General features: G+C 67.2%; 27 protein-coding genes and 1 tRNA gene. 6 read left to right on the forward strand and 22 right to left on the reverse strand.

Features of this window, described 5'->3' with window-relative positions; translation table 11 throughout:
- Positions 1–101 precede the first annotated feature (101 nt).
- The 6 genes from G578_RS0114590 to tpiA form a co-directional block, all read right to left on the reverse strand.
- Positions 102–830: a class I SAM-dependent methyltransferase gene (locus G578_RS0114590; protein ID WP_028794859.1), complete on the reverse strand. Its 729-nt coding sequence runs from the start codon at positions 828–830 to the stop codon at positions 102–104.
- Positions 831–901: 71 nt separating this feature from the next.
- The gene (locus G578_RS0114595; RefSeq protein WP_028794860.1) at positions 902–2,302 is read right to left on the reverse strand and encodes a tetratricopeptide repeat protein; all 1,401 of its coding nucleotides are present in this window, start codon (positions 2,300–2,302) and stop codon (positions 902–904) included.
- 42 nt (positions 2,303–2,344) lie between these two features.
- Positions 2,345–3,190, reverse strand: coding sequence for a 3-deoxy-8-phosphooctulonate synthase (gene kdsA / locus G578_RS0114600; RefSeq protein ID WP_028794861.1), 846 nt, complete (start codon positions 3,188–3,190; stop codon positions 2,345–2,347).
- Positions 3,191–3,210: 20 nt separating this feature from the next.
- On the reverse strand, positions 3,211–4,845 hold the full coding sequence (locus tag G578_RS0114605) for a CTP synthase (RefSeq protein ID WP_028794862.1): 1,635 nt from the start codon (positions 4,843–4,845) through the stop codon (positions 3,211–3,213).
- 112 nt (positions 4,846–4,957) lie between these two features.
- Entirely contained in the window at positions 4,958–5,281 is a 324-nt protein-coding gene (gene secG / locus G578_RS0114610; protein WP_028794863.1) for a preprotein translocase subunit SecG, read from the reverse strand.
- 97 nt (positions 5,282–5,378) lie between these two features.
- Positions 5,379–6,122: a triose-phosphate isomerase gene (gene tpiA / locus G578_RS0114615; RefSeq protein WP_028794864.1), complete on the reverse strand. Its 744-nt coding sequence runs from the start codon at positions 6,120–6,122 to the stop codon at positions 5,379–5,381.
- Positions 6,123–6,338: 216 nt separating this feature from the next.
- On the opposite strand from tpiA, the gene G578_RS0114620 reads away from it, so the two are divergent.
- Together G578_RS0114620 and trpE are read left to right on the forward strand one after the other, a co-directional pair.
- Entirely contained in the window at positions 6,339–8,231 is a 1,893-nt protein-coding gene (locus G578_RS0114620; protein ID WP_028794865.1) for a peptidyl-prolyl cis-trans isomerase, read from the forward strand.
- Complete coding sequence (trpE, locus tag G578_RS0114625; RefSeq protein ID WP_028794866.1) at positions 8,228–9,733, forward strand: anthranilate synthase component I; 1,506 nt, start codon at positions 8,228–8,230, stop codon at positions 9,731–9,733. Before G578_RS0114620 ends, trpE begins: the two co-directional genes overlap by 4 nt.
- A 92-nt stretch (positions 9,734–9,825) precedes the next feature.
- Here the strand turns inward: trpE and G578_RS0114630 are convergent, their stop codons facing one another.
- Entirely contained in the window at positions 9,826–11,058 is a 1,233-nt protein-coding gene (locus tag G578_RS0114630; protein ID WP_028794867.1) for an MFS transporter, read from the reverse strand.
- Positions 11,059–11,159: 101 nt separating this feature from the next.
- Between G578_RS0114630 and G578_RS30400 the strand changes: the two genes are divergently transcribed.
- Together G578_RS30400 and G578_RS0114640 are read left to right on the forward strand one after the other, a co-directional pair.
- Positions 11,160–11,474, forward strand: coding sequence for a hypothetical protein (locus G578_RS30400; RefSeq protein ID WP_425425912.1), 315 nt, complete (start codon positions 11,160–11,162; stop codon positions 11,472–11,474).
- Between the two features lie 73 nt (positions 11,475–11,547).
- Positions 11,548–12,045 (forward strand): hypothetical protein, encoded by a 498-nt coding sequence (locus tag G578_RS0114640; RefSeq protein WP_028794868.1) that lies wholly within the window; start codon positions 11,548–11,550, stop codon positions 12,043–12,045.
- A gap of 82 nt (positions 12,046–12,127) precedes the next feature.
- On the opposite strand, the gene G578_RS26485 is transcribed toward G578_RS0114640, so the two are convergent.
- The 9 genes from G578_RS26485 to G578_RS26490 all read right to left on the reverse strand — a co-directional run bounded on the left by G578_RS26485 (position 12,128) and on the right by G578_RS26490 (position 18,761).
- Entirely contained in the window at positions 12,128–13,306 is a 1,179-nt protein-coding gene (locus G578_RS26485) for a hypothetical protein (RefSeq protein WP_038014215.1), read from the reverse strand.
- Positions 13,307–13,448: 142 nt separating this feature from the next.
- Positions 13,449–14,216 carry an aldolase gene (locus G578_RS0114650; protein WP_028794869.1) on the reverse strand — a complete coding sequence of 256 codons (768 nt, stop codon included), beginning with the start codon at positions 14,214–14,216 and terminating at the stop codon, positions 13,449–13,451.
- A gap of 81 nt (positions 14,217–14,297) precedes the next feature.
- Positions 14,298–14,374 (reverse strand) — tRNA-Pro (locus G578_RS0114655).
- A gap of 145 nt (positions 14,375–14,519) precedes the next feature.
- Positions 14,520–15,032, reverse strand: coding sequence for a MerR family transcriptional regulator (locus G578_RS0114660; protein ID WP_028794870.1), 513 nt, complete (start codon positions 15,030–15,032; stop codon positions 14,520–14,522).
- A gap of 20 nt (positions 15,033–15,052) precedes the next feature.
- On the reverse strand, positions 15,053–15,355 hold the full coding sequence (locus G578_RS0114665; protein WP_028794871.1) for an integration host factor subunit alpha: 303 nt from the start codon (positions 15,353–15,355) through the stop codon (positions 15,053–15,055).
- A gap of 66 nt (positions 15,356–15,421) precedes the next feature.
- Complete coding sequence (locus G578_RS0114670) at positions 15,422–16,456, reverse strand: beta-ketoacyl-ACP synthase III (RefSeq protein ID WP_028794872.1); 1,035 nt, start codon at positions 16,454–16,456, stop codon at positions 15,422–15,424.
- Positions 16,453–17,514 carry a phosphate acyltransferase PlsX gene (gene plsX, locus G578_RS0114675; protein ID WP_028794873.1) on the reverse strand — a complete coding sequence of 354 codons (1,062 nt, stop codon included), beginning with the start codon at positions 17,512–17,514 and terminating at the stop codon, positions 16,453–16,455. Before plsX ends, G578_RS0114670 begins: the two co-directional genes overlap by 4 nt.
- Positions 17,515–17,700: 186 nt before the next feature.
- Positions 17,701–18,282, reverse strand: a complete 582-nt coding sequence (locus G578_RS0114680) for a YceD family protein (protein ID WP_051244816.1) — start codon at positions 18,280–18,282, stop codon at positions 17,701–17,703.
- The gene (locus G578_RS26490) at positions 18,279–18,761 is read right to left on the reverse strand and encodes a ubiquinol-cytochrome C chaperone family protein (protein ID WP_245565614.1); all 483 of its coding nucleotides are present in this window, start codon (positions 18,759–18,761) and stop codon (positions 18,279–18,281) included. The genes G578_RS0114680 and G578_RS26490 overlap by 4 nt, the downstream gene beginning before the upstream one ends.
- Positions 18,762–18,919: 158 nt before the next feature.
- On the opposite strand from G578_RS26490, the gene G578_RS0114690 reads away from it, so the two are divergent.
- Entirely contained in the window at positions 18,920–19,375 is a 456-nt protein-coding gene (locus G578_RS0114690) for an outer membrane protein assembly factor BamE (protein WP_038014219.1), read from the forward strand.
- Between the two features lie 72 nt (positions 19,376–19,447).
- Here the strand turns inward: G578_RS0114690 and G578_RS0114695 are convergent, their stop codons facing one another.
- The gene (locus G578_RS0114695) at positions 19,448–21,541 is read right to left on the reverse strand and encodes a sodium-translocating pyrophosphatase (RefSeq protein WP_028794876.1); all 2,094 of its coding nucleotides are present in this window, start codon (positions 21,539–21,541) and stop codon (positions 19,448–19,450) included.
- A gap of 211 nt (positions 21,542–21,752) precedes the next feature.
- A complete protein-coding gene (locus tag G578_RS0114700) occupies positions 21,753–22,940 on the reverse strand; it encodes an MFS transporter (protein ID WP_028794877.1) in 1,188 nt (395 codons plus the stop codon).
- A 201-nt stretch (positions 22,941–23,141) separates the two neighbouring features.
- Between G578_RS0114700 and G578_RS0114705 the strand changes: the two genes are divergently transcribed.
- A complete protein-coding gene (locus tag G578_RS0114705) occupies positions 23,142–23,837 on the forward strand; it encodes a PAS domain-containing protein (RefSeq protein WP_028794878.1) in 696 nt (231 codons plus the stop codon).
- Here G578_RS0114705 and G578_RS0114710 read toward each other — a convergent pair.
- The 4 genes from G578_RS0114710 to ribH are packed head-to-tail and all read right to left on the reverse strand — an operon-like array spanning position 23,794 to position 26,249.
- The gene (locus tag G578_RS0114710; RefSeq protein ID WP_028794879.1) at positions 23,794–24,273 is read right to left on the reverse strand and encodes a flagellar basal body-associated FliL family protein; all 480 of its coding nucleotides are present in this window, start codon (positions 24,271–24,273) and stop codon (positions 23,794–23,796) included. The genes G578_RS0114705 and G578_RS0114710 overlap by 44 nt on opposite strands.
- A gap of 14 nt (positions 24,274–24,287) precedes the next feature.
- Positions 24,288–25,280, reverse strand: a complete 993-nt coding sequence (thiL, locus tag G578_RS0114715; RefSeq protein ID WP_028794880.1) for a thiamine-phosphate kinase — start codon at positions 25,278–25,280, stop codon at positions 24,288–24,290.
- 25 nt (positions 25,281–25,305) lie between these two features.
- Positions 25,306–25,806, reverse strand: coding sequence for a transcription antitermination factor NusB (gene nusB, locus G578_RS26495; protein WP_038014222.1), 501 nt, complete (start codon positions 25,804–25,806; stop codon positions 25,306–25,308).
- Entirely contained in the window at positions 25,803–26,249 is a 447-nt protein-coding gene (ribH, locus tag G578_RS0114725; protein ID WP_028794881.1) for a 6,7-dimethyl-8-ribityllumazine synthase, read from the reverse strand. The genes nusB and ribH overlap by 4 nt, the downstream gene beginning before the upstream one ends.
- Positions 26,250–26,259: the final 10 nt, after the last annotated feature.

Below are 26,259 nucleotides of genomic sequence, written 5' to 3' on the forward strand. Positions count from 1 at the left end.
AGAAACGATCGGGGGTGGATGATCGTTTTCCGTACCTCTGCGGCGGTTGATCAATCGACTGCATACGTCGGGGATGCGGGACGGCGCTGCCGTTCGCGGCGTCAGAGCTTTCGCCACACGGATACGTGCTTGCCGCTCAGATGGTCGAAGGGCGAGCGATCCCAATCGGACCATCGGAACTCCAGCTTCATACCGGCAATCTCTGCCATCAGATCGAGTTCAGATGGCCACGCATAGCGGAATGGGATCGAAACGTGCGTGTGGCGGTCATCGTCCATCCAAACGTGGTTCGACCTGTAGGTCTGCGTAGCAAGGTCAAACACATCGACGCCGAAGTGTCGGGGGTCGCTCGCGAATGCCAGCATCGTTTCGCCAAACGCCATCTTTTGGATGGGCGGTACCTGCGTCTCGACAAGAAACCGCCCTCCAGATGCCAGATGCAAGGCAGCGTTCTTGAAACAGGCAACCTGCGCCTGCTGTGTCGTCAGATTATCGATGGTATTGAAAACAAGAAAGACGAGCGAAAAGTTCCCGGCAACGCGTACCGACGTCATGTCGCCGATCACGACCTCGATAGGTGCCGAGGTTTCCTTTGCGCGCAACTTTTCGACCATGGCGCTGGAAAGCTCGATACCCTTCACGAGCGCGCTTCGCTCGGCAAGCGGTATGGCTATTCGGCCCGTTCCGACGGCGAATTCAAGGATCTCCCCGCCATCGGACAAGTCGATCAGACAATCAACGGTCTGCCGGATTAAGGCAGGGTCATTGCCGCCGTGATTCTGATCGTACGTTTCCGCGATTCTTTCGTCGAAATATCCATCGCGGCTCACGAGATCGATCTCCTCAATGCAGTTAGGCGCGCCGCGATGAGGCTGTGGTCGGGCGTTTATGAGACCACGCCCTAACCCGCGGCGGCCGACAGCAGCCCCGCCGCCCGGGCCTGGGCCAGGTCGGCCGCCTGATCCCGCCCGGTCGCCTTCAGCGCGGCGGCGTACTTGCCCCAGCTCCAGGCCGAATTCGGCTTTGCCGCCGTGCGTTCGGCCAGCAGCGCGCGGGCCAGCATCGGATCGGCCTCCACCGCCGCGGTGACCAGCATCTCCTCGAACACGTCGCGCTGGGCATGGCTGCCGCCCATGCAGTACAGGTCGTAGCGCACCGGATAGAGCGCTTCCACCACCGTCGCCGCGTCGCCCCGGGCCAGCGCCGCCATCGCCTCGGCCGTCGCCGTGCCGACCCGGGCGGCGACCTGGCCCTGGGTGGTCGCGGCGTTGGCGTAGCTTTCCAGATGGCTCGCCAGGGTGGCGGCGGCCTGCGCCTCCCCGCCCTTGATCAGCGCCATCAGGTAGTGCAGCGACACGAAGATCAGCTCGTGATCCTCGGCGTGGCGCAGGGAGACCCGGGCCAGCTCCTTCCAGCGGTCGCCGACATCGACCCCGTACATCTCCAGCCGCCACAGCAGCGACGCGCCGTTGCAGACGTCGAGATACATGTCGGCGTCCAGGTCGGAGGCGATCTGCCGATCGTAAAGCGCCAGAACCGCGTCGATCTCGCCCCGCTCCAGATGGAACAGCGCCTGGTGCCAGTACAGGTGGAAGCGGAAGTTGTTGGTCGCGGACCAGTCGCGCTCGAGCCCGGCGACCCAGTCCACGCCCTCGCGGTGGCGGCCCTGCATCTCCATGATATGGGCGACTGCGTGCACGGCCCAGGCATCGGCCGGGTTGCGCTCGACGGCCTCTCGGCCGAACGGCTCGGCGGCGGCGTAGTCGCCCGCCTCCTCCAGCCCGAAGGCGTGCATGCCGAGCAGGAAGCCGTAATCCGGGTCGTCCTTGCTCCAGTCCGGCAGCACCCGGGCGGTGCTGTCGCGCATCATCCGACCCTCGCCGGCGTAGAAATGGTTGAAATGGGCCAGCCGCAGGGCGAGCGCGTCCTTGGGATACTCCAGCACCGCGCGCTCCCAGCAGGCGGTGGTGCGGTCGATATCCTCGGCACACCAGGCTTCCAGGGCGGCCAGATGCAGCGCCTCGCGCTCCGTCACCCCATGGGTCTCGGCCCGGACCTTGGCCTCGGCCAGCGCCTTCTTGGCGCGCTCGGCCATCGCCCCGCTGCCGAAAAGCTTGAACAGATAGCCCTTGGCCACATGGGCCAGCGGCATGTCCGGATCGGCGGCGAAGACCTGCTTGAGCCGGTCGCCGATATCCCGGCCGAAGCCGAGATAGGAGGTGACCATACCGTCGAACGCCTCGACGGCCTCCGGCCGCGCGGTGGTGTAGGTCAGGCCGTAGCGGCCTTCCTGGAGTGCCATGACGCTCCTTGCCCGCCCGCTGTCGGGCGTGATCGCATTCCCTCAGTCGAGCGTGATCGGGTTCGCTTTGGCAATGCTATCGAAGGCTTTGAAGGTCGCCAACAGGCCGCCGACCTGATCGAGCGGCACCATGTTCGGGCCGTCCGACGGAGCGCTGTCCGGCTCCGGGTGGCATTCCATGAAGACGGCGGCGACACCGACCGCCAGGGCCGCGCGGGCGATCACCGGCACGAACTCGCGCTGGCCGCCCGACGAGCCGCCCTTGCCGCCCGGCTGCTGCACCGAGTGGGTGGCGTCGATCACCACCGGATAGCCGTCGCGGGCCATTTCCGGCAGGCCGCGCATGTCGGAGACCAGGGTGTTGTAGCCGAAGCTGGTGCCCCGGTCGGTCAGCAGGATCTGCTGGTTGCCGGTCGCGACCACCTTGGCGGCGATGTTGGCCACGTCCCAGGGGGCGAGGAACTGCCCCTTCTTGATGTTGACCGTCTTGCCGGTCTCGCCCGCGGCGACCACCAGGTCGGTCTGCCGGCACAGGAAGGCCGGGATCTGCAGCACGTCCACATACTCGGCGGCGATGGCGCATTGCGGCGGCTCGTGCACGTCGGTCAGCACCGGGCAGCCGAATGTCTCGCGCACCTCGGCCAGGATCTGCAGACCCTGGTCGATGCCCACGCCGCGCCCGGCGTTCAGGCTCGTGCGGTTCGCCTTGTCGTAGGACGACTTGAAGATCAGCGGCACGCCCACCTCGCCGCAGACCTTCACCAGTTCCCCGGCGATCTCCAGCGCATGCTCCCGGCTTTCGATCTGGCACGGACCGGCGATCAGCGTGAACGGACGGTCGTTGGCGACGGCGAGGTCGCCGATGCGGACGGTGCGGGAGGCAACCATGGGATCAGCCCTTTGCTGGATCAGACCAGACGCGACTGCTCCACCGCCGCGGCGATGAAGCTGGTGAACAGCGGATGTGGGTCGAACGGCTTGGACTTCAATTCCGGGTGGAACTGGACGCCCACGAACCACGGATGGCTCGGCAGCTCGATGATTTCCGGCAGTACCCCGTCCGGCGACATGCCGGCGAAGCGCAGCCCCGCCTGCTCCAGCGCGCCCTTGTAGTTGATGTTCACCTCGTAGCGGTGCCGGTGGCGCTCGTGGATCAGGCTGTCGCCGTAGATCTCATGCACCCGGCTGCCCTCCTCCAGCCGGCACTCATAGGCGCCGAGCCGCATGGTGCCGCCGTAGTCGCTGTCCGAATCGCGGGTTTCCGTGACGTTGCCCCGGGTCCATTCGGTGAGCAGGCCGACGACCGGCTCATCGCAGGGACCGAATTCGGTGGAGCCGGCGCCCGGAATCCCGCCGCCGGACCGTGCCGCCTCAATGCACGCCATCTGCATGCCGAAGCAGATGCCGAAATACGGGATCTTGCGTTCGCGCGCGAAGGTGACCGCCGCGATCTTGCCTTCCGAGCCGCGCTCGCCGAAGCCGCCGGGCACCAGGATACCGTGGACGTCCTCCAGCCGGATGACGGCCTCGCTCTCGGTCTCGAAGATCTCGCTGTCGATCCACTCCAGCTCGACCTTGACGTTGTTGGCGATGCCGCCGTGGGTCAGGGCCTCGGCCAGCGACTTGTAGCTGTCGAGCAGGCTGGTGTACTTGCCGACGACGGCGATCTTCACGTGGCCTTCCGGGTTGGCGACCCGGTCCATGATGCCGGTCCAGCGCTCCAGATTCGGCTCGCTCTCGTCCAGCAGCAGGCCGAAATGGCGCAGCACCTCGGTGTCCAGCCCGTCCTCGTGGTAGCGCAGCGGCACCTCGTAGATCGACGAGGCGTCGAGCGCCGGGATCACCGCTTCGGGACGGATGTTGCAGAACTGGCCGATCTTGCGGCGCTGGTCGCTCGGGATCTCGCGGTCGCAGCGGCATAGCAGGATGTCCGGCTGGATACCCACGCTCTGCAGTTCCTTCACCGAGTGCTGGGTCGGCTTGGTCTTCAGCTCGCCGGCCGAGGGGATGAAGGGCACCAGGGTCAGATGCAGGAACAGCGAGCGCTCGTGGCCGAGTTCGTTGCCGAGCTGGCGAATCGCCTCCAGAAACGGCAGCCCCTCGATATCGCCGACCGTACCGCCGATCTCGCACAGGACGAAGTCCTCGTCCGTGATGTCGCCCTTGGCGAATTCCTTGATGGCGTCGGTGACGTGCGGGATGACCTGGATCGTCGCGCCGAGATAGTCGCCGCGCCGCTCCCGGGTGATCACGTCCATATAGATCTGGCCGGTGGTCACGTTGTCGCTCTTTCGGGCGGACACGCCGGTGAAGCGCTCGTAATGGCCGAGATCGAGATCGGTCTCCGCCCCGTCATCGGTGACGTAGACCTCGCCGTGCTGATACGGGCTCATGGTGCCCGGATCCACGTTCAGATAGGGGTCCAGCTTGCGCAGCCGGACTTTATAGCCGCGCGCTTGCAGCAGCGCGCCCAGGGCGGCAGAGGCGAGACCTTTTCCCAAAGAGGAGACCACGCCGCCGGTAATGAAGATAAACCGCGTCATGGGCGTTCCTTATACATCATCGGGTGCGATCCAAGCACGCGTTGTGACCATCCGGCGCCACGAATGCGATGCCGGTCGAGAACGGGCGGGAATTTCCCGCCGAATCAATGATTTACTGCGAGAGAGGTGCAGCCGGAGCCGACGGCTCGGCAGGCAGTTCGACGGCCGGAGCCTGATCGACGATGGACGAGGACTTGTTCTGGGACGCGAGAATCGCAAGCGTCAGGCTGGTCGCCATGAAGCAGGCGGCGAGAATCGCCGTGATCCGGGTCAGCAGGTTCGCGGTGCCGCGCGCCGACATGAAGGACCCGAGGCCGCCACCGCCGCCACCGCCGCCGCCGATGCCCAGGCCGCCGCCCTCGCTGCGCTGAAGCAGCACGGTGACGATCAGCGCCAGCGCGATCATGAGATGTACGGTGAGAATGATCAGTGACATGTCGAACCCCGGTCTTCGGTCGGCGCGGGTTGTAGCGTTTCCGACGCCGCTTGGCCAGTCTGTCGTGCGGCGTGCCGGTCAGGCACCCGCGGCGCGGTTACGGCGTGGCCTTGGCGATGCCGAGGAAATCCTCCGCCTTGAGCGACGCGCCGCCGACCAGGGCGCCGTTCACGTTCGCCACCGACATCAGCTCCTTGGCGTTGCCCGGCTTCACCGAGCCGCCATAGAGCAGACGCACATTCGCCGCGTCGCCGCAGACATCGCCCAGCACCTTGCGGATATGCGCATGGACGGCGGCCACGTCCTCGGCGGTCGGCGTGCGGCCGGTGCCGATCGCCCAGACCGGCTCGTAGGCCACGACCAGGGTCGCGCCGGTCAGCCCCTCGGGCACGGAGCCGCGGACCTGGCTCTCGACCACGTCCAGCGCCTTGCCGGCGTCGCGTTCGGCCTCGGTCTCGCCGACGCAGATGATCGGGATCAGCCCCGCCCGGCGCGCCGCCTCGGCCTTGGCGCGCACGGCGGCGTCATCCTCGCCGTGATCCGCGCGCCGCTCGGAATGGCCGACGATGACATAGGTGCAGCCGAGATCGGCCAGCATCTCCGGCGAGACGTCGCCGGTATGGGCGCCGTTCTGCGCGGTGTGGCAGTCCTGGCCGCCCAGGGCGACGCCGCTGGAGCCCAGCACCACGCTGACCGGGGACAGATAGACCGATGGCGGGCAGACCGCGAGATCGACCGCAACGGAGCCGACATTCTGGGCCAGAGCCGACGCCAGCACCTCGCTGGAGACGCGGTCCATGTTCATCTTCCAATTGCCGGCGATCAGCGCGCGTGGAGCCACGGCGAAACCCTCCTTGGTCGTCACTCGATGCCCTGAAACGTGGGGACGCTCTAGCACGGGGCAAGTGCCGCCGCCACCCACCAGCCCCCTCTGCCGCCCTGTTCATGCCCGTTCCCGCCCCCGTTCCTGCCCGAAGCCTTGCGTTTCAAGGCGGACGGAGCCTACAACCCTGATCCGAACGACCATCCGCGACCCGCTGCATCAGGCCGCCAGATCATGCTCCAGTTTATCCGCTCCAAGGTCACCTCCATCTTCGTGAAGATCCTGTTCGTTCTTCTGATCGCCAGCTTCGCGATCTGGGGGATCGGCGACACGATCTTCGGCAGCCCGGCCGGCCGGGCCGCGGTGGAGGTGGATGGCGACGTGCGCGTCACCGCGGTCGAGGCGGCGGAGGAGTTCGACCGGTCGCGGCGGCGGCTGGGCATTCCCGTCACCGTGGATCAGGCGATCCAGATCGGCCTGTTGGACCAGACCCTGCAGAACCTGACCGTGCAGAGCCTGATGGTGGTGGCCACCAACCGGCTCGGCCTGTCGGCCAGTGACGACCAGATCGTCCAGCTGATCCACCAGCAGTTCCGCGACAGCCTCGGCCAGTTCGACCGCACGGCCTACCAGACCTTCCTGGCCTCCAACGGCTGGACCGAGTCGGAGTTCGTCTCCCGCGCCCGCCGCGACCTGGCCCGCAACCAGCTCCTCGGCGCGGTGGCCACCGGCAGCGCGAAGACCGTGCCCGACAGCATCGTGAAGACGCTGCACGACTACCGCGAGGAGCGCCGGATCGCCGCCGCGGTGCGGATCGACGCCGCCACCCTGCCGGCGCCGGACGCCCCGGACGAGGCGACGCTGAGCGCCTATTACGAAGAGAACAAGCAGGACTACGAGACGCCCGAGTATCGCGGCATCAGCTGGATCGCCGTCTCGCCGCAGTCCCTGGCCGAGAGCATGGAGATCCCCGAGGACGAGCTGCGCACCCTGTTCGAGGAGCGCCGCGAAAGCTTCAACACCCGGGGCTCGCGGACGGTCGACCAGGCCCTGTTCCCGGACGAGGCGGAGGCGCGGACCGCCTATGAGCGGATCCAGGCCGGCGAGGATTTCGCCGCCGTCGCCGAGGAGATCACCGGCATGACCGCCGCCGAGCTCGATTTCGGCGAGGTCAGCCGCGGCGACCTGCCCGAGGGGACCGCCGACGCGGTCTTCGCCGTCACCGAGCCCGGCACGGTCACCGAACCGGTCGAGAGCCCGTTCGGCTGGCACCTGTTCCGCATCCGCGGGGCGGAGGTCAGCGCGCCCGCCACCTTCGCGGACGTGCGCGACGAGCTGCGGCGCGAGATCGCCCTGGAACGCGCCTATGACGAGGTGTTCGAGCGCTCCAACGCGCTCGAGGACGCGCTCGCCGGCGGCTCCACCCTGGAAGAGGCGGCGCAGTCGCTCAACATGCCGCTGAACCAGATCCCGTTCGTCGCACGCGACGGCAGCCAGCCGGCCGGCGGCATCGTCGCCACCCTTCCCGGCGAGCCGTTCCTGAAGACGGCCTTCGAGACCGAAACCGGGAGGCAGAGCGTGCTGACCGAGACCCGGGCCGGCACCTATTTCATCCTGCGCGTCGACGGCGTGGAGCCGCCGCGCATCCCCGAGCTGGGCCAGATCCGCCCGCGGGTGATCGCCGACTGGACGACCGAACAGCGCCTGGAGCAGGCCGAGGACATCGCCGACGCCATCGTCTCCGCCGTTTCCGACGGCACGCCGCTGTCGGAGGCCGCGGCCGAGCACGGGCTGGAGGTCGAGCGCCTGCCGGCCATCACGCGCCGGGGCCAGGCCCTGCCGTCCGGCTGGCCGCCGGCGGTCGCCGGGGCCCTGTTCGAGCAGAAGGCCGGCGGCGCCAGCGCCGTCAGCAGCGACCAGGGTGCCGCCGTGATCTCCCTTGTGGACGTGATCGAGGGCGGTGGCGACATGGCCGCCCCCCAGGATCAGGTCCGCCGCGAACTCGCCGGTGCCGTCTCCAACGACCTGATCGAGCTGCTGCTCGCCGACCTGGAGACCCGCCACGAGGTCACCGTCAATCCCGGCGCGGTACGCCAGCTGTTCACCGTGAGCGAAGGCCTGCAATGACCACGAGTCCGGATTTCGATGCGTTCCGCGAGGCGTATGACGCGGGGCGGGCGCAGGTGGTCTGGACCACCCTGGTCGCCGATCTGGAGACGCCGGTCTCGGCGATGATGAAGCTGGCGGACGGCCGGGCCAACGCCTTCCTGCTGGAATCCGTCGAGGGCGGGGCCGTGCGCGGCCGCTACTCAATCATCGGCCTGAAGCCCGACCTGATCTGGCGGTTCTACAAGGACAAGGCCGAGATCAACCGCCAGGCGCGGATCGACACCGATGCGTTCGAGCCGCTGTCGGAGCCGCCGCTGGCCTCCCTGCGGGCGCTGATCGCCGAGAGCCGCATCGACCTGCCGGTCGAGGTGCCGCCGATGGCGGCGGGGCTGTTCGGCTATATGGGCTACGACGCCATCCGCCTGTTCGAGGATATCCCGGACGACAATCCGGACACCCTCGGCATCCAGGACGGCATCATGCTGCGGCCGACCATCGTCTGCGTCTTCGACAACATCGACGACATGGTCACCATCATCACCCCGGTCTATCCGGACGCCGAGATGGGCGCGCGGGCGGCCTATGCGGCGGCGGCGGAGCGGCTGGCCGACGTGGTCTCCGATTTCGAGCGATCCCTGCCCTACCGCCGCGAGCGCCCTGGAGCGGTCGACGCCCTGCCGGAGCCGGTCTCCAATACCGGGCGCGAGCGCTATCACGAGATGGTCCGCAAGACCGTCGAGTACATCAACGCGGGCGACGCCTTCCAGGTGGTGCCGTCGCACCGCATGTCAGTGCCGTTCACCCTGCCGCCCTTCGCGCTGTACCGCTCGCTGCGCCGGCTGAACCCGTCGCCGTTCCTGTTCTTCTTCGATTTCGGCGCCTATTCGATCGTCGGATCCAGCCCGGAGATCCTGGTGCGGCTGCGCGACGGAGTGGTGACGATCCGCCCGCTGGCCGGTACCCGCAAGCGCGGCGAGACGCCGGAGGAGGACAATGCCCTGGCGGCGGAACTGCTGGCCGATCCCAAGGAACGGGCCGAGCACCTGATGCTGCTGGATCTGGGCCGCAACGACGTCGGCCGGGTCGCCAAGATCGGCACGGTGGAGGTGAAGGACCAGTTCACCATCGAGCGCTACAGCCACGTCATGCACATCGCCAGCCATGTCGACGGGGAACTTGCCGAGGACAAGGACGTGCTGGAGGCGCTGTTCGCCGGCTTCCCGGCGGGCACGGTGTCCGGCGCGCCGAAGGTGCGGGCGATGGAGATCATCGACGAGCTGGAGGTGTCGCGCCGCGGCGTCTATGCGGGTGCTGTCGGGTATCTGTCGGCCAATGCGATGGACACCTGCATCGCCCTGCGCACGGCGCTGGTGAAGGACGGCACCATGTACGTCCAGGCCGGCGGCGGCGTGGTCGCCGACAGCGATCCCGAGGCCGAGTGGCAGGAAACCCAGAACAAGGCCCGCGCCCTGATTCGCGCGGCGCAGGAAGCGGTCCGCTTCGCGGCGCGTCGGAGCTGAGCACCCAGCCCAATAAGAGCCGTCATCCCGGACGGCCCCGGATCAAGTCCGGGACCCACCGGGATGACGAGTAGTTGTAGGCTGCGGCCGCCCTATTCCGCCGGCTGCGCCACCGGCTCGGTCCGGCGCCCCGCCGGCAGCAGCAGCCCGGCGATCGCCCCGCCCGCCGCGAACAACGCCAGCAGCACCAGCAGCGGCTCGAAATCGCCGGCGAGATCGTAGAGCTGGCCCACCAGCGGCACGCTGATCGCAGACACGCCCAGGGACACCAGGAATTTCACCCCGAAGGCCGTGCCCCGCCAGGCCGGCGGCGAGTAGCGGGCGAACAAACTGTTCTCGGCCGGCACGAAGGCGGTGTTGGTCAGTACCATCATCGCCGCCACCGGCAGCAGCAAGGGGCCGGCCAGGGTCGCGGCCACGGCCAGGAACGGGATCTGCAGCGCCCAGCAGGTGATGTAGACCCGCTTCAGGTCGAACCGGTCGGCCATCCAGCCGCCCAGCACCTGGGCCAGGGCCGACACGCCGTAGATCAGCGACACCAGCAGGCCGACGCCCGCCGTGGTGCTCACCATGCCGACAAGGCGCTGGTCGAACAGCTTCGGCATGGCGAAGGAGGTCGACTGATAGATCAGGCCGGAGAGCGCGATGGTCACCATCAGCACCATCGCGCCGCGCAGCATGTCGCCGCGGCTGGCCTCGGTGGCCGCCGCGTGATGGACCGCCCGGTTGTCCTCCACCAGCCCCAGCATGATGGAACCGACGAGCCCGACGCCGACCAGCACGCAGACCGCGCCCGGCACGAAGAACGCCCATTGCCAGCCCAGGGTGGCAGCGAGCGTGCCGGCGACCACCGCGCCGCCGGCGGTGCCGAGCGAGCCGAACACGCCGTTGATGCCGAGCGCGCGGCCGCGGGTCGCCGGGTCGCGGGTTACCCAGGCGATGCCGACCGGGTGGTAGATCGACGCGAACAGCCCGATGCCGCCCAGCCCGACCGCCATGGCGAACGGCCCGTCGGCGAAGCCGGTGGCGACGCACATGCCGCCGGTGCCCAGGAAGAACAGCGCCATCATGCCCGGCGCGCTCCACCGGTCGGCCAGCCAGCCGGCGGGGACCGCGGCGGCGCCGAACAGGATCTGGCCCACCAGCATCAGGGCGATCAGCTCGCCGAACCGCATGTCCCAGGCGCCCTCCAGCGACAGGACCACGGTCGGATAGAGCAGCATCAGCAGGTGCGAGAACGTGTGACCGACGCAGGAGAAGCCGAGCGCCAGGCGGGACGAGACCGGCATGGCCGAGACGGGGAGCGGCGAAACAGGCGGGGACATGAGCGTTTCCTCTTTGCCCCGTTATCCCACGCAACGCAAACGGGCGACAAGCCGTCGCCGCACGCTTGCCGCGGGCCGATCGGCTTTCTACAGTCGGATCCATGGTGGGGACGGGTAAATCAGCGGGCAAGACCGCCGGCAAGACGGCAGAGAAATCTGCAGGGAAGTCGGCGGGGAAGTCGGCGTCCAGGGCCGGGCCGACCGCCGCGCAGCGGGCCTGGCTGACCCGCGGTCTGGATCAGCCGGGCGGCAAGCTGCCCCTGTTCGACCACAACGGCCAGCGGGTCAGCACGCGGATGGTGCGGGCCTGCATGGACAAGGGCTGGGCCGAGCCGTGGTTCGAGAATCCCCTGAAACCCGACTGGCTGGTCTGCAAACTGACGGCCGACGGCCGCAAGGTGGTCGGCGGCGGCTGACCAGCCACGCCGGGCGCGGCTGGACAGGGTCGCGGCGGGCGGCCATGATCCAGCAGCTTTTTCGGGGACATGCATGACACTCGACGACTATCTGACGGTGGTCGCCACCAGCAAGCCGGAGGACTGGCGCGCCACGGTGCTGCCGACCTTCATGTTCCGCGTGGTACCGATCCGGGCAGCCGGCGGCGGAACCGTCGATTTCGAACTGCAGGAACACACGACCACCCTCACCTTCCTGCGCGACGTGCGTTTCGGCATGGCCTGGGGCATGGTCGGGGAAAAGAACTACAAGGAAGAATGGATCGAGAAGCTGCCCAATAAGCGGGCTCAGGGCGTGCTGATCGACTTCCTGTTCAACGGCGCCATGGTCTATCGCGACATGCTGGTGGCGGTAGACGGCTGGCGCTGCATCCTGCCCCAGCCGGTCAACGAGACCGGGCCGGTCTTCAAGGTGCCGCAACGCCGTCTGGACATCGCCCGGCTGATCCACCGCCTCGTCGGTCCGGAGACCAGCTTCGACTCCTATTTCAAGCGGGTCGGCATGCAGGCGAACGAGCAACCATGGCCGTAATTTAGTTCATATTTTCAAATTACTGGACGAAGAGTCTCACGTTATACAGCAGGTCTATACCATCGCCTGGGAACCTATCGTCTCACTCCGCTGCTAGCGACGCAGCCGGACGCCCGGCCCGCGCATGCAGGCGCTCTTTGACACGCTCGGTGACCTCTTCACGCGTCCGTTTAACGCCGGCAGGCCGGTCCAGTCCGAACACGGCACGGGTCATCGCATCCTGGGTGTGAACCAAGGGCAGGCCGCCATTGTGAGGCGCAACGGTTGCCAACAGAGGATTGGCGATCGGCATCATCATCACATTCTGAACCGCCAGGGACTTGCGGCTGGCGGCGCGAGTCGGAGACGCGGGCTGATCGATATATCCCCCGAACATGAACGGAACGATGCGCGCCGCCATCAGGTCCTTGAGCGCGGTCTGGATCGGATTGGATCCTCCGCCGGTACATTGCGCGAAGAAAACTCCCGTCGGCTTGAGAACCTTTGCAATGAGCGCCGAGTAGTACCGCATTGCCTCGGGTGAGAACTCGGTGAGATTGGCGTTGGACATGACCACGTCGTACTGGTTCTCGAGCACCCGTTCCAAGCGCCACCAGGGGAACTGCTCCACCCGGGGCCGCGCGGTATATTCGATGCGGATTTCTTTCTCGTAGACGCCCGCCCCAAGAATATCGGGCCGGATGGCGCTCAGCTCTTCCAGTCCGATCCCGGCGGTCTTCGGAGCGCCGACCGACGCGTGAGCATGATCCAGAAAGCCATGGCCATAAACATACCGGTTGATATGGGTCTGCAGGAGATAGAAGGCTTCAGCGCACTCGATCTGATGGTACTGCTCAATGGCCTTGTCCTGGCTGACAAAGAACGAGATCAGACCCGATCCGGAGCCAATCTCCAGCACCCTCGCGCGTTCGGGGATTCCCTTCAGCTTCTTGGCCGCAGCGTACTGCATCATCATGCCGGAAAGCGGTAGAACGATCTCCCGCGTCCCGAAGGTCGCCAGGCAGAACTGACAGTACCGGACGAGCCCGTCCACGAGCTCGTCCAGTTCATCGTCATGCAGTCCGTCCATCTCGGTCATCATCGCATCGAAGCGACTTTCGTGCATGACATCGAGATAGGCCCGCAGGTCTTCGTGGCACTCGACCCTCACGGGAAAGCCATATTCGGCGAACGCCACCGGGTGGTGCATCATCGACTGGCGGACCGAATTGACGTCGCGCGCTCCGGAACGCTCGGCTAGCCGATAGCTGGCAGTGTCCATCGAAGACCTCCTGGCTGAATCCGCGTGCCGATTGCAAACACCATGAACGGTGCGGGAACTCGATCTATAATTGTAGCTTAGGCAATAATTTTAGCTGCAGCGCAAATATTCGGCAGTTTGCCATGAACAAATGGCGGACCGGTCAGTCCTTGTAGTCCGGTTCGTCCCGGTCGAGCAGACGCATCAGGGCGGCGAAATGCCGGTGGGCCTGGGCCCGCTCGGAGTTGGAGGCCATCTGGTCGGCGGTCATGCGGGCCACGTCCTGCGGCACCCGGCGCAGCGGCGCGTTGGTCGACATGGCGATGACCTGGGCCTGGGCCGCGCGCTCCAGGTAATACAGATCGTCGAACGCCTCGGCGATGTTGCGGCCGGTCACGACCACGCCGTGATTGGCGAGGAAGGCGACCCGCTTGCCGCCCTGAAGCGCGGCGGCGATGCGCTCGCCCTCGGAATCGTCCAGAGCGAGCCCGTTGTACAGGTCGTCATAGGCGATCTGGTCGTAGAATTTCAGCGAGGTCTGCAGCACCGGCTCCAGCCGGCCCGCCTCCAGCATGGTGATCGCCGTGGCATAGGGCATGTGGGTGTGCAGCACCACCTTGGCGTCCGGCACCAGGCGGTGGATGTGATAGTGGATGAAGAAGGCGGTCGGCTCCGGCGGCTCCTTGCCGTCGACGGCGTTGCCGTCGGAATCGACCTCGACAAGGTCGCTCGCCCGCACCTCCGACCAGTGATAGCCGTGGGGATTGATCAGGAAGCGGTCGTCCTCGCCGGGCACGACGGCGGAGAAGTGGTTGCAGATCCCCTCATGCATGCCCATCCGCACGGCCCAGCGCAAGGCGGCCGCCAGTTCGATGCGGGTCTTGGTGCGGGCGTCGAGGCCCTCGGACTCGGGAACGGCGGCAAGCGACATGGGTCTCTCCAACGACAATCGGCACGTATTCGGGATCGGCCAAGAGTATCGGGGGAGGACGGGGGCGTCGAGAGATCAAGATGGTCGGAGCGGCGGGATTCGAACCCACGACCCCCACACCCCCAGTGTGGTGCGCTACCAGGCTGCGCTACGCTCCGACGCGGCGGACTATAGGCGATCCGCCAGGGGGCCACAACACGAAGCGACCCCGAATGTCAGGTCTTTTTCACCAAGGATTTCGGCTGGGATCTCGGCAGAGATTCTGGCGGAGAGTGTGCCCGGACTCGGGCCGGAATGCCGGCGTCAGGTTCGGGCCGCGGCGAGCAGCTTCTTCAGGGCGGTCAGCTCGTCCAGCACGGCCTTGACGGCCGCGCGGTCGACGCTCGCCGGCGCCCCGGGCTCCTCGCCCGACGCCATCGGCTCGTGGGAGCCGCCGTTGCCATTGCCGTTGCCGTTTCCATTGCTCGGCGCCGGCGCGCCCTCCGCATCGCCCGACTGCACCGCCCGGGCGGTCTCGCCGGCGGTCGGCATCCGCACCGCGCCCTCGCGCAGCAGCTTCTGCACGCCCTTGATCGTATAGCCTTCGCGGTACAGCAGCTCGCGGATCCGGCGCAGCAGCGCGATATCCTCGGGGCGGTAATAGCGCCGCCCGCCGCCGCGTTTCAGCGGCCGGACCTGATTGAACTTGGTTTCCCAGAACCGCAGGACATGCGGCGGGACATCCAGATCGTCGGCGACTTCGCTGATCGTGCGAAATGCCGCCGCCGACTTGCCGTTGCGGCGCGGCGCGGACGAGGTTGCTTGCGTGTCGGCCATTGCGCCCTACCCCTCCGGGGTCAGTCCTCCGACTCTCGGTTGATCCGGTTCTTCAGGACGTGGGACGGACGGAACACCAGAACGCGGCGCGGCAGGATCGGAACCTCCTCGCCCGTCTTGGGATTACGCCCGATCCGCTCGCCCTTCTGGCGGACCGAGAAGCTGCCGAACGACGAGATCTTCACCATCTCCCCGCGAACCAGCGCCTCAATCATTTCATCAAGAACCGACTCGACGAGGTCCGCCGATTCGTTTCGGGACAGGCCGACTTCCTGGTAGACGGCCTCGCTCAAATGAGCGCGGGTGATCGTTTCGCCGGTCATGCGCACCCCCGTTGTGGAACAGAAAGGTACCCCGTACGAATCGAACCGTCAATTAATTCGGTGATTTCAGGCGATTGGCGCGACTTCCTCGCGTGCCGTCTCGGTCCCGGCCCGCTCCATGCGCGCCGGAATGCCAAAGCGGACAAGCCCGGCACCCCAGGCGAGCCCGCCGCCGATCGCTTCCAGCAGCAGCAGATCGCCCGGCCGGACCCGGCCGTCGCGCACCGCCTCGTCCAGCGCCAGGGGCACCGAGGCGGCCGAGGTATTGGCGTGGCGCTCGATGGAAACCACCACCTTCTCCGCCGGCATTTTCATGCGGTTGGCCATGGCGTCGATGATCCGCCGGTTGGCCTGGTGCGGGATCAGCCAGTCGACGTCCGACGCCGACAGACCGTTGGCATCCAGCGATTCGTCGATCACGCTGGACAGCTTGGAGACGGCGTGGCGGAACACTTCCTTGCCGTTCATGCGCACATGGCCGACGGTCTTGGTCGCCGACGGGCCGCCATCGACATACAGGATGTCGCGCTCGCGGCCGTCGGAATGCAGGTGGGTGGAGAGCACGCCCCAGCCGTCGCCGGCCGCCTCGGTCGCGCGCAGCAGCACCGCCCCCGCCCCGTCGCCGAACAGCACGCAAGTGGTGCGGTCCTCCCAGTCCAGCAGACGGGAGAAGGTCTCCGCCCCGATCACCAGCGCGGTGCGGGCCTGGCCGGCCTTCAGGAAGTTGTCGGCCACCGCCAGGGCATAAACGAAGCCGGCGCAGACCGCCTGCACGTCGAAGGCCGCGCCGTTGAGCGCCCCCAGCGCCTTCTGGACCTTGGTCGCGGTCGCCGGGAAGGTGTCGTCCGGGGTGGTGGTGGCGACGATGATCAGGTCGATGTCCTCGCCCTCGAGACCGGCCATGTCGAGCGCGTTGCGCGCCGCCTTGATCGCGAGGTCGCTGGTCAACTCGCCCTCGCCAGCAAGGTGGCGTTGCCGGATGCCGGTGCGCTGGCGGATCCAGTCGTCCGAGGTATCGACCCAGGTGGACAGCTCCTCATTGCTGACCACCCGTTCGGGGAGGTAGGACCCGGTCGCGATCATCAGGGACCGTTTCATCATGCCGTTGCCACCGCTGTTGGTTGCTCGTCCGGCCGGTCGAGGCGGCCGTTGGTCAGTTCTTCGCGGACTTTCTCGATGAATCCATAACGCTTCATATCGGCCGCGACCCCGATCGCGTTGGCGAAGCCGAGCGCGTCGGTGCCGCCGTGGCTCTTCACCGCGATGCCGTTGAGGCCGAGGAACATGGCCCCGTTGTAGCGCCGCGGGTCCATGCGCTGGCGCAGCTGGCCGACGGCGCCGCGGGCCAGCAGGTAGCCGAGCTTGGACATCAGCGAATTGCGGAAGGCGTCGCGCAGGAACTGGCCGATCAGGCGCGAAGTGCCTTCCGCCGTCTTCAACGCGATATTGCCCGAGAACCCGTCGGTGACAACCACGTCGACCGTCCCGGCCGGGATGTCGTCGCCCTCCACGAAGCCGTGGAACTCGAAGGGCATGTCGGTCATGCCGCGCAGGATCGTCGCCGCCTCGCGGACCGAGTCGTTGCCCTTCTGCTCCTCGATGCCGACATTGAGAATGCCGACCACCGGGCGCTCCAGTCCGAGCACGGTGCGCACGAAGATCTGTCCCATGATCGCGAACTGCACCAGGTTGGTGGCGTCGCAGGTGATGTTGGCGCCCAGATCCAGCATGGCGCTCTCGCCGCGGCGGGTCGGGAAGAAGCCGGCGATGGCCGGGCGGTCGATCCCCGGCATGGGGCGCAGCACCAGCTTGGCGATCGCCATCAGCGCGCCCGTGTTGCCGGCGGAGACCACGCCGTCCGCCCTGCCCTGGCCGACCAGATCGATGGCCAGGCGCATGCTGGAGCCCTTGCCCTGGCGCAGGGCCACCGACGGCTTGTCCTCGTCGGCGATCGCCTTCTCCGTATGGACGATCTCCGGGGACTGCGCCTTCAGCCGCTTGGTCTTCTCGACCAGCGGTCGGATTCGCGCTTCATCGCCCACCAGGATGATCTTGAGCTCGGGATAGCGCTCCAGTGCGATATCGGCGCCCTGGACGACCATATCCGGTGCCTTATCCCCACCCATAGCGTCCAATGCGATCGTCAGACCGTCCGACACTCGTCGACCCTCATCGTCGCCTCTCCAACGGTCCCCAGTCCCCACAGACCGGTTGAATCGATCATGCGGACTCTAGCGTTCCCGCCAGCGCGCGTCGACCGCTCCCGGAAAATCGCTTCCGGCCCAACCGGCTCCTGCGAGCCGGGCGCGTCTTGTACGCCACATCCGGTCCGCCGGACAACCACGTTACCGTTTCTTGACATTGCTGTCTTTCAGCATGGCCAGCGCGGCGAAGGGCGAAGCAGCGCCTTCCGCCTCGGCCTCGGCGTCGTCTCCGGCACCGCCATCCGTCCGGTCGACAGGCGGGACGCCCGGCGCACGCGGATAGGGATCGATGGACAGGGACAGAACCTGGGCGATCACCTCCCCCACATCGAGCACGTCGCCCTCAAGCGGCTCGGGATCTTCCGCCACCGGGTCCAGTTCGACCTCGTATCCGTCGATCTCGCGGCTGTCGTCGAACAGCTCGTCGATCTCGCCCTCGACCTCGGCGGCGACCGGCTCCAGCGTGACCACGCATTCCTGGACGACGCCGGCCTTCAGCGCGCCCTTGAGCTCGATCCAGCCGGTGTCCGTGCGCCGGCGCAGGGTCGCCCTGGCGGTGAACGCCGTCAGCTCGATCAGCCCGAAGCGCCGGGCCAGCGCGGCCCGGGCCTCGGGGCCGGCCTCCAGGGTGATGGTCTTGGCCGCCTGGCCGATGCGGGTTACCGGAATCGGCTCCATCAGCGGACTCTGGGTCGGCGTCTCCGGCGGCGTCTGCTCGGTCATCGGATTTCCTCCGGCGCGGACGCCGTCACCGCGGGGAATCGCACGACGCCCCGCATCAGTTCCTCGATCGGCATGGCGTCGATCCCTTCCCGAGCCCGGCCGACATAGGCGGCCAGGGCCGAGGCATGAGGCGCGTCCTCGGCCCCCTGCTCGGCCCCCTGATAGACATTTCGGGCGATCGCGGCGGTCAGATCGCCGTCGCCCGCCAGCGCCTCCTCATAGGCAGCGCAGCGGCCGTAATAGGCCCGCACCATGTCCTTCACCTTCTTGCCCACGCTCATGTCGCCCACGCCGATGGCGCGCAGGGTCCGGTCCATGTCGTGGAAGAACGTGTCGAACAGCGCCTGGGCCATCTTGCGGGCGGCCGGACCGTCGGCGGCCGACAGCCGGCGAAGCACGAGGTGCAGATGCAGCACGAGCAGATCGAAACGGCCCTCCAGATGGTCGGCGACACCGAATTCGGCATAGAAAGCGGGCACGCGCGCCTGGTCGACGACGGCGTCATACAGCCGTTCAACCGCTTGGCGGGTCTCGTCCCTCTTGAAAAACCGTGCGAAAATCTTTGTTCTCCGTTACTCCGACAGCGACCATACCGTCGCCCCGCACCATGCGGGATACTCAGATACCAGGATCCGCGATGCGCCCGCCCGTCACGCCCTCACGTTTCCGCTCCGCCCTGGCCGGCGTGGCCCTGGCCGTCACGGTCGCCGCCTGCAGCGCGCAGGTCGCGACCCACGGCAACATGGTGGATGTGGACGCCCTCGCCAAGATCGAACCCGGACGCACGCCGCAATCCGAGGTTCTGGCGCTGCTCGGCTCGCCCTCCAGCCAGGCCAATTTCGGCGAGCCGACATGGTACTACATCGGCCAGCGCACCGAACGCCAGGCGTTCTATCGCCCGGAGACGATCGAGCGCCGGGTCGTCTACGTCGATTTCGAGCCGACCGGGGCGGTGAAGTCGATCGGCACGCTGGATCTGGAGGACGGCAAGAAGATCGCCATCGTCGACCGCGAGACGCCGACCGCCGGCCAGCGCATCACCCTGCTCAAGCAGCTCATCGGCAACGTGGGGCGCTTCACCCCGACCGAGTAGGTCTTCCGCCATCGGAATCACAAAGGCCCCGGAGAGTTTCCGGGGCCTTTGCCGTTTGTGGTGTCGGGTCGATCAGGCCGCCAGGGCTGCCAGCAGCAGGATCGCCACGATGTTGATGATCTTGATCATCGGGTTCACGGCCGGGCCGGCGGTGTCCTTGTAGGGATCGCCGACCGTGTCGCCGGTCACCGCGGCCTTGTGCGCCTCGGAGCCCTTGCCGCCGTGGTTGCCGTCCTCGATGTACTTCTTGGCGTTGTCCCAGGCGCCGCCGCCGGCGGTCATGGAGATCGCCACGAAGATGCCGGTCACGATGGTGCCCAGCAGCATCGCGCCCAGCGCGGTGAAGGCCGCCGACTGGCCGGCGATCCACAGCACGATGAAGTACATGACCGGGGGAGCCAGCACCGGCAGCATCGAGGGCACGATCATCTCCTTGATCGCCGCCTTGGTCAGCATGTCGACGCAGGTCCCGTATTCCGGCTTTTCCGTGCCCTGCATGATGCCGGGCTTCTCGCGGAACTGACGGCGGACCTCCTCGACGACCGCACCGCCCGCGCGGCCGACCGACTGCATGCCGAGCGCGCCGAACAGGTAGGGCAGCATGCCGCCGATGAACAGACCGACCACGACGAACGGATCCTGCAGGCGGAACTCAACCGTCAGGTCCGGGAAGTAGTATTTCAGGTCCTCGGTATAGGCTGCGAACAGCACCAGGGCCGCCAGACCGGCCGAGCCGATGGCATAGCCCTTGGTCACCGCCTTGGTGGTGTTGCCGACAGCGTCCAGGGCGTCGGTGATGGTGCGCACTTCCTCCGGAAGCTCCGCCATCTCGGCGATGCCGCCGGCGTTGTCCGTCACCGGTCCGTAGGCGTCGAGCGCCACGACCATGCCGGCCAGGGCCAGCATCGTGGTCGCCGCCACGCCGATGCCGAACACGCCGGCACACAGGTAGGAGACGATGATGCCGCCGGCGATGATGATCGCCGGAAGCGCGCAGGCCTCCATGGAGACCGCGAGGCCCTGGATCACGTTGGTGCCGTGACCCGTCTCCGACGACTTGGCGATCGAGCGCACCGGCCGGTATTCGGTCGACGTGTAGTACTCGGTCACCCAGATCAGCAGCCCGGTCACCACCAGGCCCGTCAGGGCGCAGTAGAAAAGGAAGCGGCCGTTCACCGTGGTATCGCCCATGGCGATCTCGTCGGTGGTGCCGAACAGGTAGAAGGTCACGCCGGCGATCAGCACCGCCGACAGCACCGCCGAGACGATGAAGCCCTTGTACAGCGCCGCCATGATCTTCTGGCTGGAACCGAGCTTCACGAAGAACGTGCCGATAACCGACGACAGGATGCAGACCGCACAGATCAGCAGCGGGTAGGCCATCATCGTCATGATATCGGCGCCGGTGAAGAAGATCGCCGCCAGCAGCATGGTGGCGACGACGGTCACCGCGTAGGTCTCGAACAGGTCGGCGGCCATGCCGGCGCAGTCGCCGACATTGTCGCCCACGTTGTCGGCGATCACCGCCGGGTTGCGGGGGTCGTCCTCCGGAATGCCGGCCTCGACCTTACCGACGAGGTCGGCACCCACATCGGCGCCCTTGGTGAAGATGCCGCCGCCGAGACGGGCGAAAATCGAGATCAGCGAGGCGCCGAAGCTCAGCGCCACCAGGGCCTCCAGGATATGACGCAGGCCGACGGGATCGCCGGCGTCATAGATCGACTGCAGCACCAGGTAGTAGACCGCCACGCCCAGCAGGCCGAGACCGACCACCAGCATGCCGGTGACCGCGCCCGACTTGAAGGCCACGTCCAGGGCCGCGACCATCGACTTGGTCGCCGCCTGGGTGGTGCGGACATTGGCGCGCACCGAGACGTTCATGCCGACATAGCCGGCCACGCCCGACAGAACCGCGCCGATGACGAAGCCCAGCGCCACGGTCAGGCCCAGGGTCACGAGCAGAATGACCGTCACCACCGCGCCGACGATGGCGATCGTGGTGTACTGACGGTTCAGGTAGGCGCTCGCCCCCTCCTGAATAGCAGCGGCGATTTCCTGCATGCGCTCGGATCCGGCACTTGCAGACAGGATCGACCTGCTCGCCCACCAGCCGTAGATCAAGGCGGCAACGCCGCACAGGACTACGAACAGAAGCTTTTCATCCATCTTTGGAAGCCCTTCCATCCCTCTAAGGAGACCCCGGTGCCGATCTTTTGCGACGGCTTGGCGAGATCTCTAATGACAACAGCCGGAGGGTAGAATTCGCGTGCCTTTGCCCCCGGTTCAAAAGCCAAGGGACAATAGCAAATAATGCTGTCCATTCAACTATCCCCGGTTTTTCTAGGGGTTTGAGGCCCGCGGGTTCAGGCAGCAGGCTTCAGGCGGCCGCGGCGCGGCGGCGGCTTCCATACCAGATGAGGGCGATGCCGACGGCCACGGCGAGCGGCAGGATGCCGAGATTCACCGCCTGCCAGCCGAAGTTGTGATTGATGTAGCCCGACGAGAACGCCGCCACGGTCGAGGCGGAGAACACCAGGAAATCGCCGAAGCCCTGAACCTTGGCGCGCTCCGCCGGACGGTACGACTCGGTGAGCAGCGTGGTGCCGCCGATGAACAGGAAGTTCCAGCCGATGCCGAGAAGGACCAGGGCGGAGAAGAACTGCAGGAGCTCGATGCCCGAGAAGTTGATGGCGATGCAGAGCAGGTAGGCGAGCACCCCCGTCAGCATGATCCGGATCACCCCGAACCGGTTGATCAGCGAGCCGGTGAAGAAGGACGGCGCGAACATGCCGACCGCGTGCCACTGGATCACGAAGGCGGAGTCATGGAACGCGAATCCGCAATCCTCCATGGCCAGCGGGGTCGCGGTCATCACGAAGGTCATGCTGCCGTAGCCGACCATCGCCCCCATGACGGCGACCAGGAAGGTCGGCTGGCGCGCGATCTCCAGCAGCGGGCGCCCCTTCTCCGCCCGGCTCGCCGCGCTGGGGCGCGGGATCTGCACGAAGGCCAGGAACACCAGGCTCAGGGCCTGCACCGCGGCGATCGCCACGAAACTGCCGGCGAACATGATCGGCGCGAACCAGTCGTAGGACGCCTTGGCCAGTTCCGGGCCGAGCAGGGCTGCGACCACACCGCCGGCCAGCACCAGCGAGATCGCCCGCGGCCGGAAGCTGTCCGACGCGGTGTCGGCGGCCGCATAGCGGTAGAGCACGGCGAAGCCCTGGAACGACCCGATCATCATGGACGCCAGGCAGAACAGCACGAAATTGCCGGAGAAGATCGCCGAGACGCCGACGAACGCGCCGGTCACGCCGATCAGCACGCCGGTGACGAAGCCGAGGCGCCGTCCGACATGGCGCATGTATAGGGCCGCCGGCATGGTGGTCAGCATCGTCGCGGTGAACTGGAAGGCCAGCGGCAGCGTGGCATAGGCCGGATCCGGCGCCAGGGTCTCCCCGGCGAGCGCCGTCACCGTCATGTTCATGATCATCCCGGACATCGACAGCGCCTGGCAGATCGCCAGCAGCGTCACGTTCTTCACCGAGGGATCGCGGAGGGACATTCGGGAGGCTCCTGGGAGAGCGGGGTTCCGCGGATTGCGGGCGGAAACCGGGAAAGGGCGGGACCAGACCCGTACTCCCCGCAGCGCATGGCGTCCAGTCCCGAACTCCGGCGACGGCGGCCGGTGCCGCCCGGTCTTCGCAGGTTGTTAACCATTGGTCTGTTAACGAAAACATTGCTACCAGACGCTCCAGGTACCGACATGCAGCATCCTTCCCCGCCCGATGCGTCCCGGTTCGCGGATGCGCTTCTCGCGCTCTGCCGCCAGCGCCTGCGCTATCAGCCGACGTTCGCGATCGCCGAGCTCTGGGCCGACTCTCTGCTGAAGGCGCCGCCGGGCGGTCTGCCAGGATTCGATCCGCTGGACGCGGCGCCGATGCTGCCGCACATCTACATCCTCGAACGCGAGGGCGACGCCCTGCGCTATCGGGTGTCGGGCGAGTCGGTGAACGAACTGTTCGGCTCCAGCCACACCGGCAAGCTGCTGAGCGAGGTGGTGCCGCCCGGGATCTACAGCCTGGTGGCGCCGTATTTCCGGGAGGTCTTCGCGCTAAAGGCGTGCATCTTCAAAGGCCACGTCATCCATAGCGGCCACAGCGCGGCGGAGTTCGAGCGCCTGCTGCTGCCGGTTCGCCGCAACGAGACGCTCCAGCTCCTGGGGGTCCTGTCGCTGAGCACTACCAGTCGCCTGCGAACCGACGATGCGGCCCCGGCGCCGGTCGAGAACGGCTTCCACTTCACCCAGATCGGGCTGTCCGACGGCACGGTGACCGAGACCCATATTCCGCTGCGGGACCTGCCGGTCGAGGACCTGCCCTTCAAGGAGCATGTGCGCCTGCTGGGGCACAGGGAGATCACCCAAGGGGTCTCTCAAAAAGATTCTGAAACAGTATGTTGACGATATAACCTTTACCTATTGTCTCATCCAGTTTCGCCAGCAGTCGTTCCTTCAGGAACTGTCGGTCGGAGATCCCGGGCTCGATGTCCAGGGACGCCAGCGCGTGGACATAGGTGAGGATCGTATCGATGATCCTCGGCATCTGCTGGTTGACGTAGTTCTGCTTCTCCCCGAACTCGACCTCCAGCAGGATGTCCATCACCAGGAAGCTGGTGACGTCGCCTCCCTCGAAGAGCGGGATGGTCAGCGGATCGACGTCGATCAGGGTGGTGTTCTCCGGCTTGACCGGCTCCTCGGGCTCGGTCGACTCCGCCACCTCGATGCCCATCAGCGTCTGTACCTGAGGCGGCAGCAGGTCGGGAGCGAAGGACGCCACGCCGAACAGTCCGCCGCCGACCAGCGCCAGCAGGACGACGAGGATGATCACGATCTTCATCGTTCAGCGCTCCGTCAGAAGTGACGCCAGCCCCGGGCGATCAGGCCGTCGAGCGGGGCACCGTGATGATCGAGGACCTCGACTCCGGCGCCGGACTGTACCCGACCGATACGGGTGACGGATACGCCCGCCTCGCGGCCGGCCGCCTCGATCGCGTCGGCGGCCTCCGGAGCGGCAGTGAACAGCAGCTCGTAATCGTCGCCGCCGGTCAGAACCTCGGCGAACAGATCGGGATCGTCGCTGACCAGATCGGCCACCGAGGCGGAGATCGGAACCAGGGGCGCTTCGATCACCAGATGGCAGCCGGAATGGGTGGCGATATGGCCGGCGTCCTGCACCAGACCGTCGGAGACGTCCAGGGCCGCGGTCGCGAGGCCGGCCAGCCGGGGGCCCAGCGTCACGCGCGGTGCCGGCAGGCGGTAGCGGTCCGCCAGGTCGGCGAAGCGGCCGGACAGCAGGCCCTGGGCCACCCGCAGGCCGAGCGCGCCGTCGCCGATGGTGCCGCTGACCCAGACGTCATGGCCGGGAGCGGCGCCCGAGCGGCGCAGCACGCCGTCGCGCGGCCCCCGTCCGAAGGCGGTGATCGACAGGGTGACGGGTCCGGGGGTGGAGACGCTGTCGCCGCCCAGCAGGTGGATGCCGAACTCCGCCTGGTCGGCCGCGAGGCCGCGGGAGAACGCCGCCAGCCAGCGCTGCGGCTCCGCCATGTCCTTGGGCAAGGCGAGCGCCAGGGTATAGCCGTACGGCACCGCCCCCATGGCGGCCAGATCCGACAGGTTCACCCGCAATGCCTTGCGGGCCACCAGTTCCGGTGGATCGTCCGGCAGGAAGTGGACGGCGGAGACCAGGGCGTCGACCGTCACCACCCATTCCTGCCCTTCGGCCAGGGGCGGCAGGGCGGCGGCGTCGTCGGTCAGCCCGAACGCGCCCGGCGCGTCCTTTGCCAGCGGCGCGAAGAACCGCGCGATCCGGTCGAATTCGCCGAGCGCTTCGGAATCCTCGGTCATGGCCGGGCCGTCCCCATGCGCGCGCTCAGTCGGTCCGGTCGGCGATCTCGCCCTCGCGCAGCAGACGCGCGAGCCGGTCGAGGACCGCGTTCACCAGCGCCGGCTCCCGGCCGGAGAAGAAATCGCGGCCCAGTTCCACGTATTCGGTGATCACCACCTTGGCCGGGACATCGCCGAAGGACAGCAGCTCATAGGCGCCCAGGCGCAGGATGGCGCGCAGCAGCACCTCCAGGCGGCCGAGCTTGAACTCCGGCTCCAGGGCATTGGTGAGCATCGGGTCGATGGTCGGCGTGTCCCCGACCGTGCCCAGCACCAGCTTCTCGAAGAACAGCGCGTCCACCGGGCGCGACTCGGCATCGTCGACGATGCCGCTGAAACCGCGGGAGACGAAGGACGGCACCACCTCGTGGGGCGACGCCGAGGCGACCTCGATCTCGTACAGTGCCTGCGCCGCGGCGAGACGGGCGAGACGGCGGGCGACGGTCTTGCCGCGGCCGTGCCTGGCGGATTTGTCCGACTCGCTCATGACAGGCCGAACTGATGGCGCAGGGACACCATCGCCAGGCAGGCCTCGGCGGCGTCCCGGCCCTTGTTCTTGCCGGTCTCGACCCGGGCACGCGCCCAGGCCTGATCGCCGTTCTCGACCGTCAGGATCCCGTAGCCGATCGCCAGGTTCTCGCGGACGGACAGCTCCATCAGCCCGCGCGCGCTCTCGCCGCAGACATAGTCGTAATGGGTGGTCTCGCCGCGAATCACGCAGCCGAGCGCGATGTAGCCGTCATAGGCCGCCCCGCCCTTCATCGAGCCCTGATGGGCCATGGAGATCGCCGCCGGGATCTCGAAGGCGCCCGGCACGGTCACCCGGTCGTACTCGACGCCGGCGGCCTCCAGGTGCTGGACGGCGCCGCGGACGAGCTCGTCGGCGATGTCCTCGTAAAACCTGGCTTCAACGATCAGGACTCGGGGCATGGTCTTCTTC

Source organism: Thalassobaculum salexigens DSM 19539 (assembly GCF_000423805.1).
Lineage (GTDB): Bacteria > Pseudomonadota > Alphaproteobacteria > Thalassobaculales > Thalassobaculaceae > Thalassobaculum > Thalassobaculum litoreum.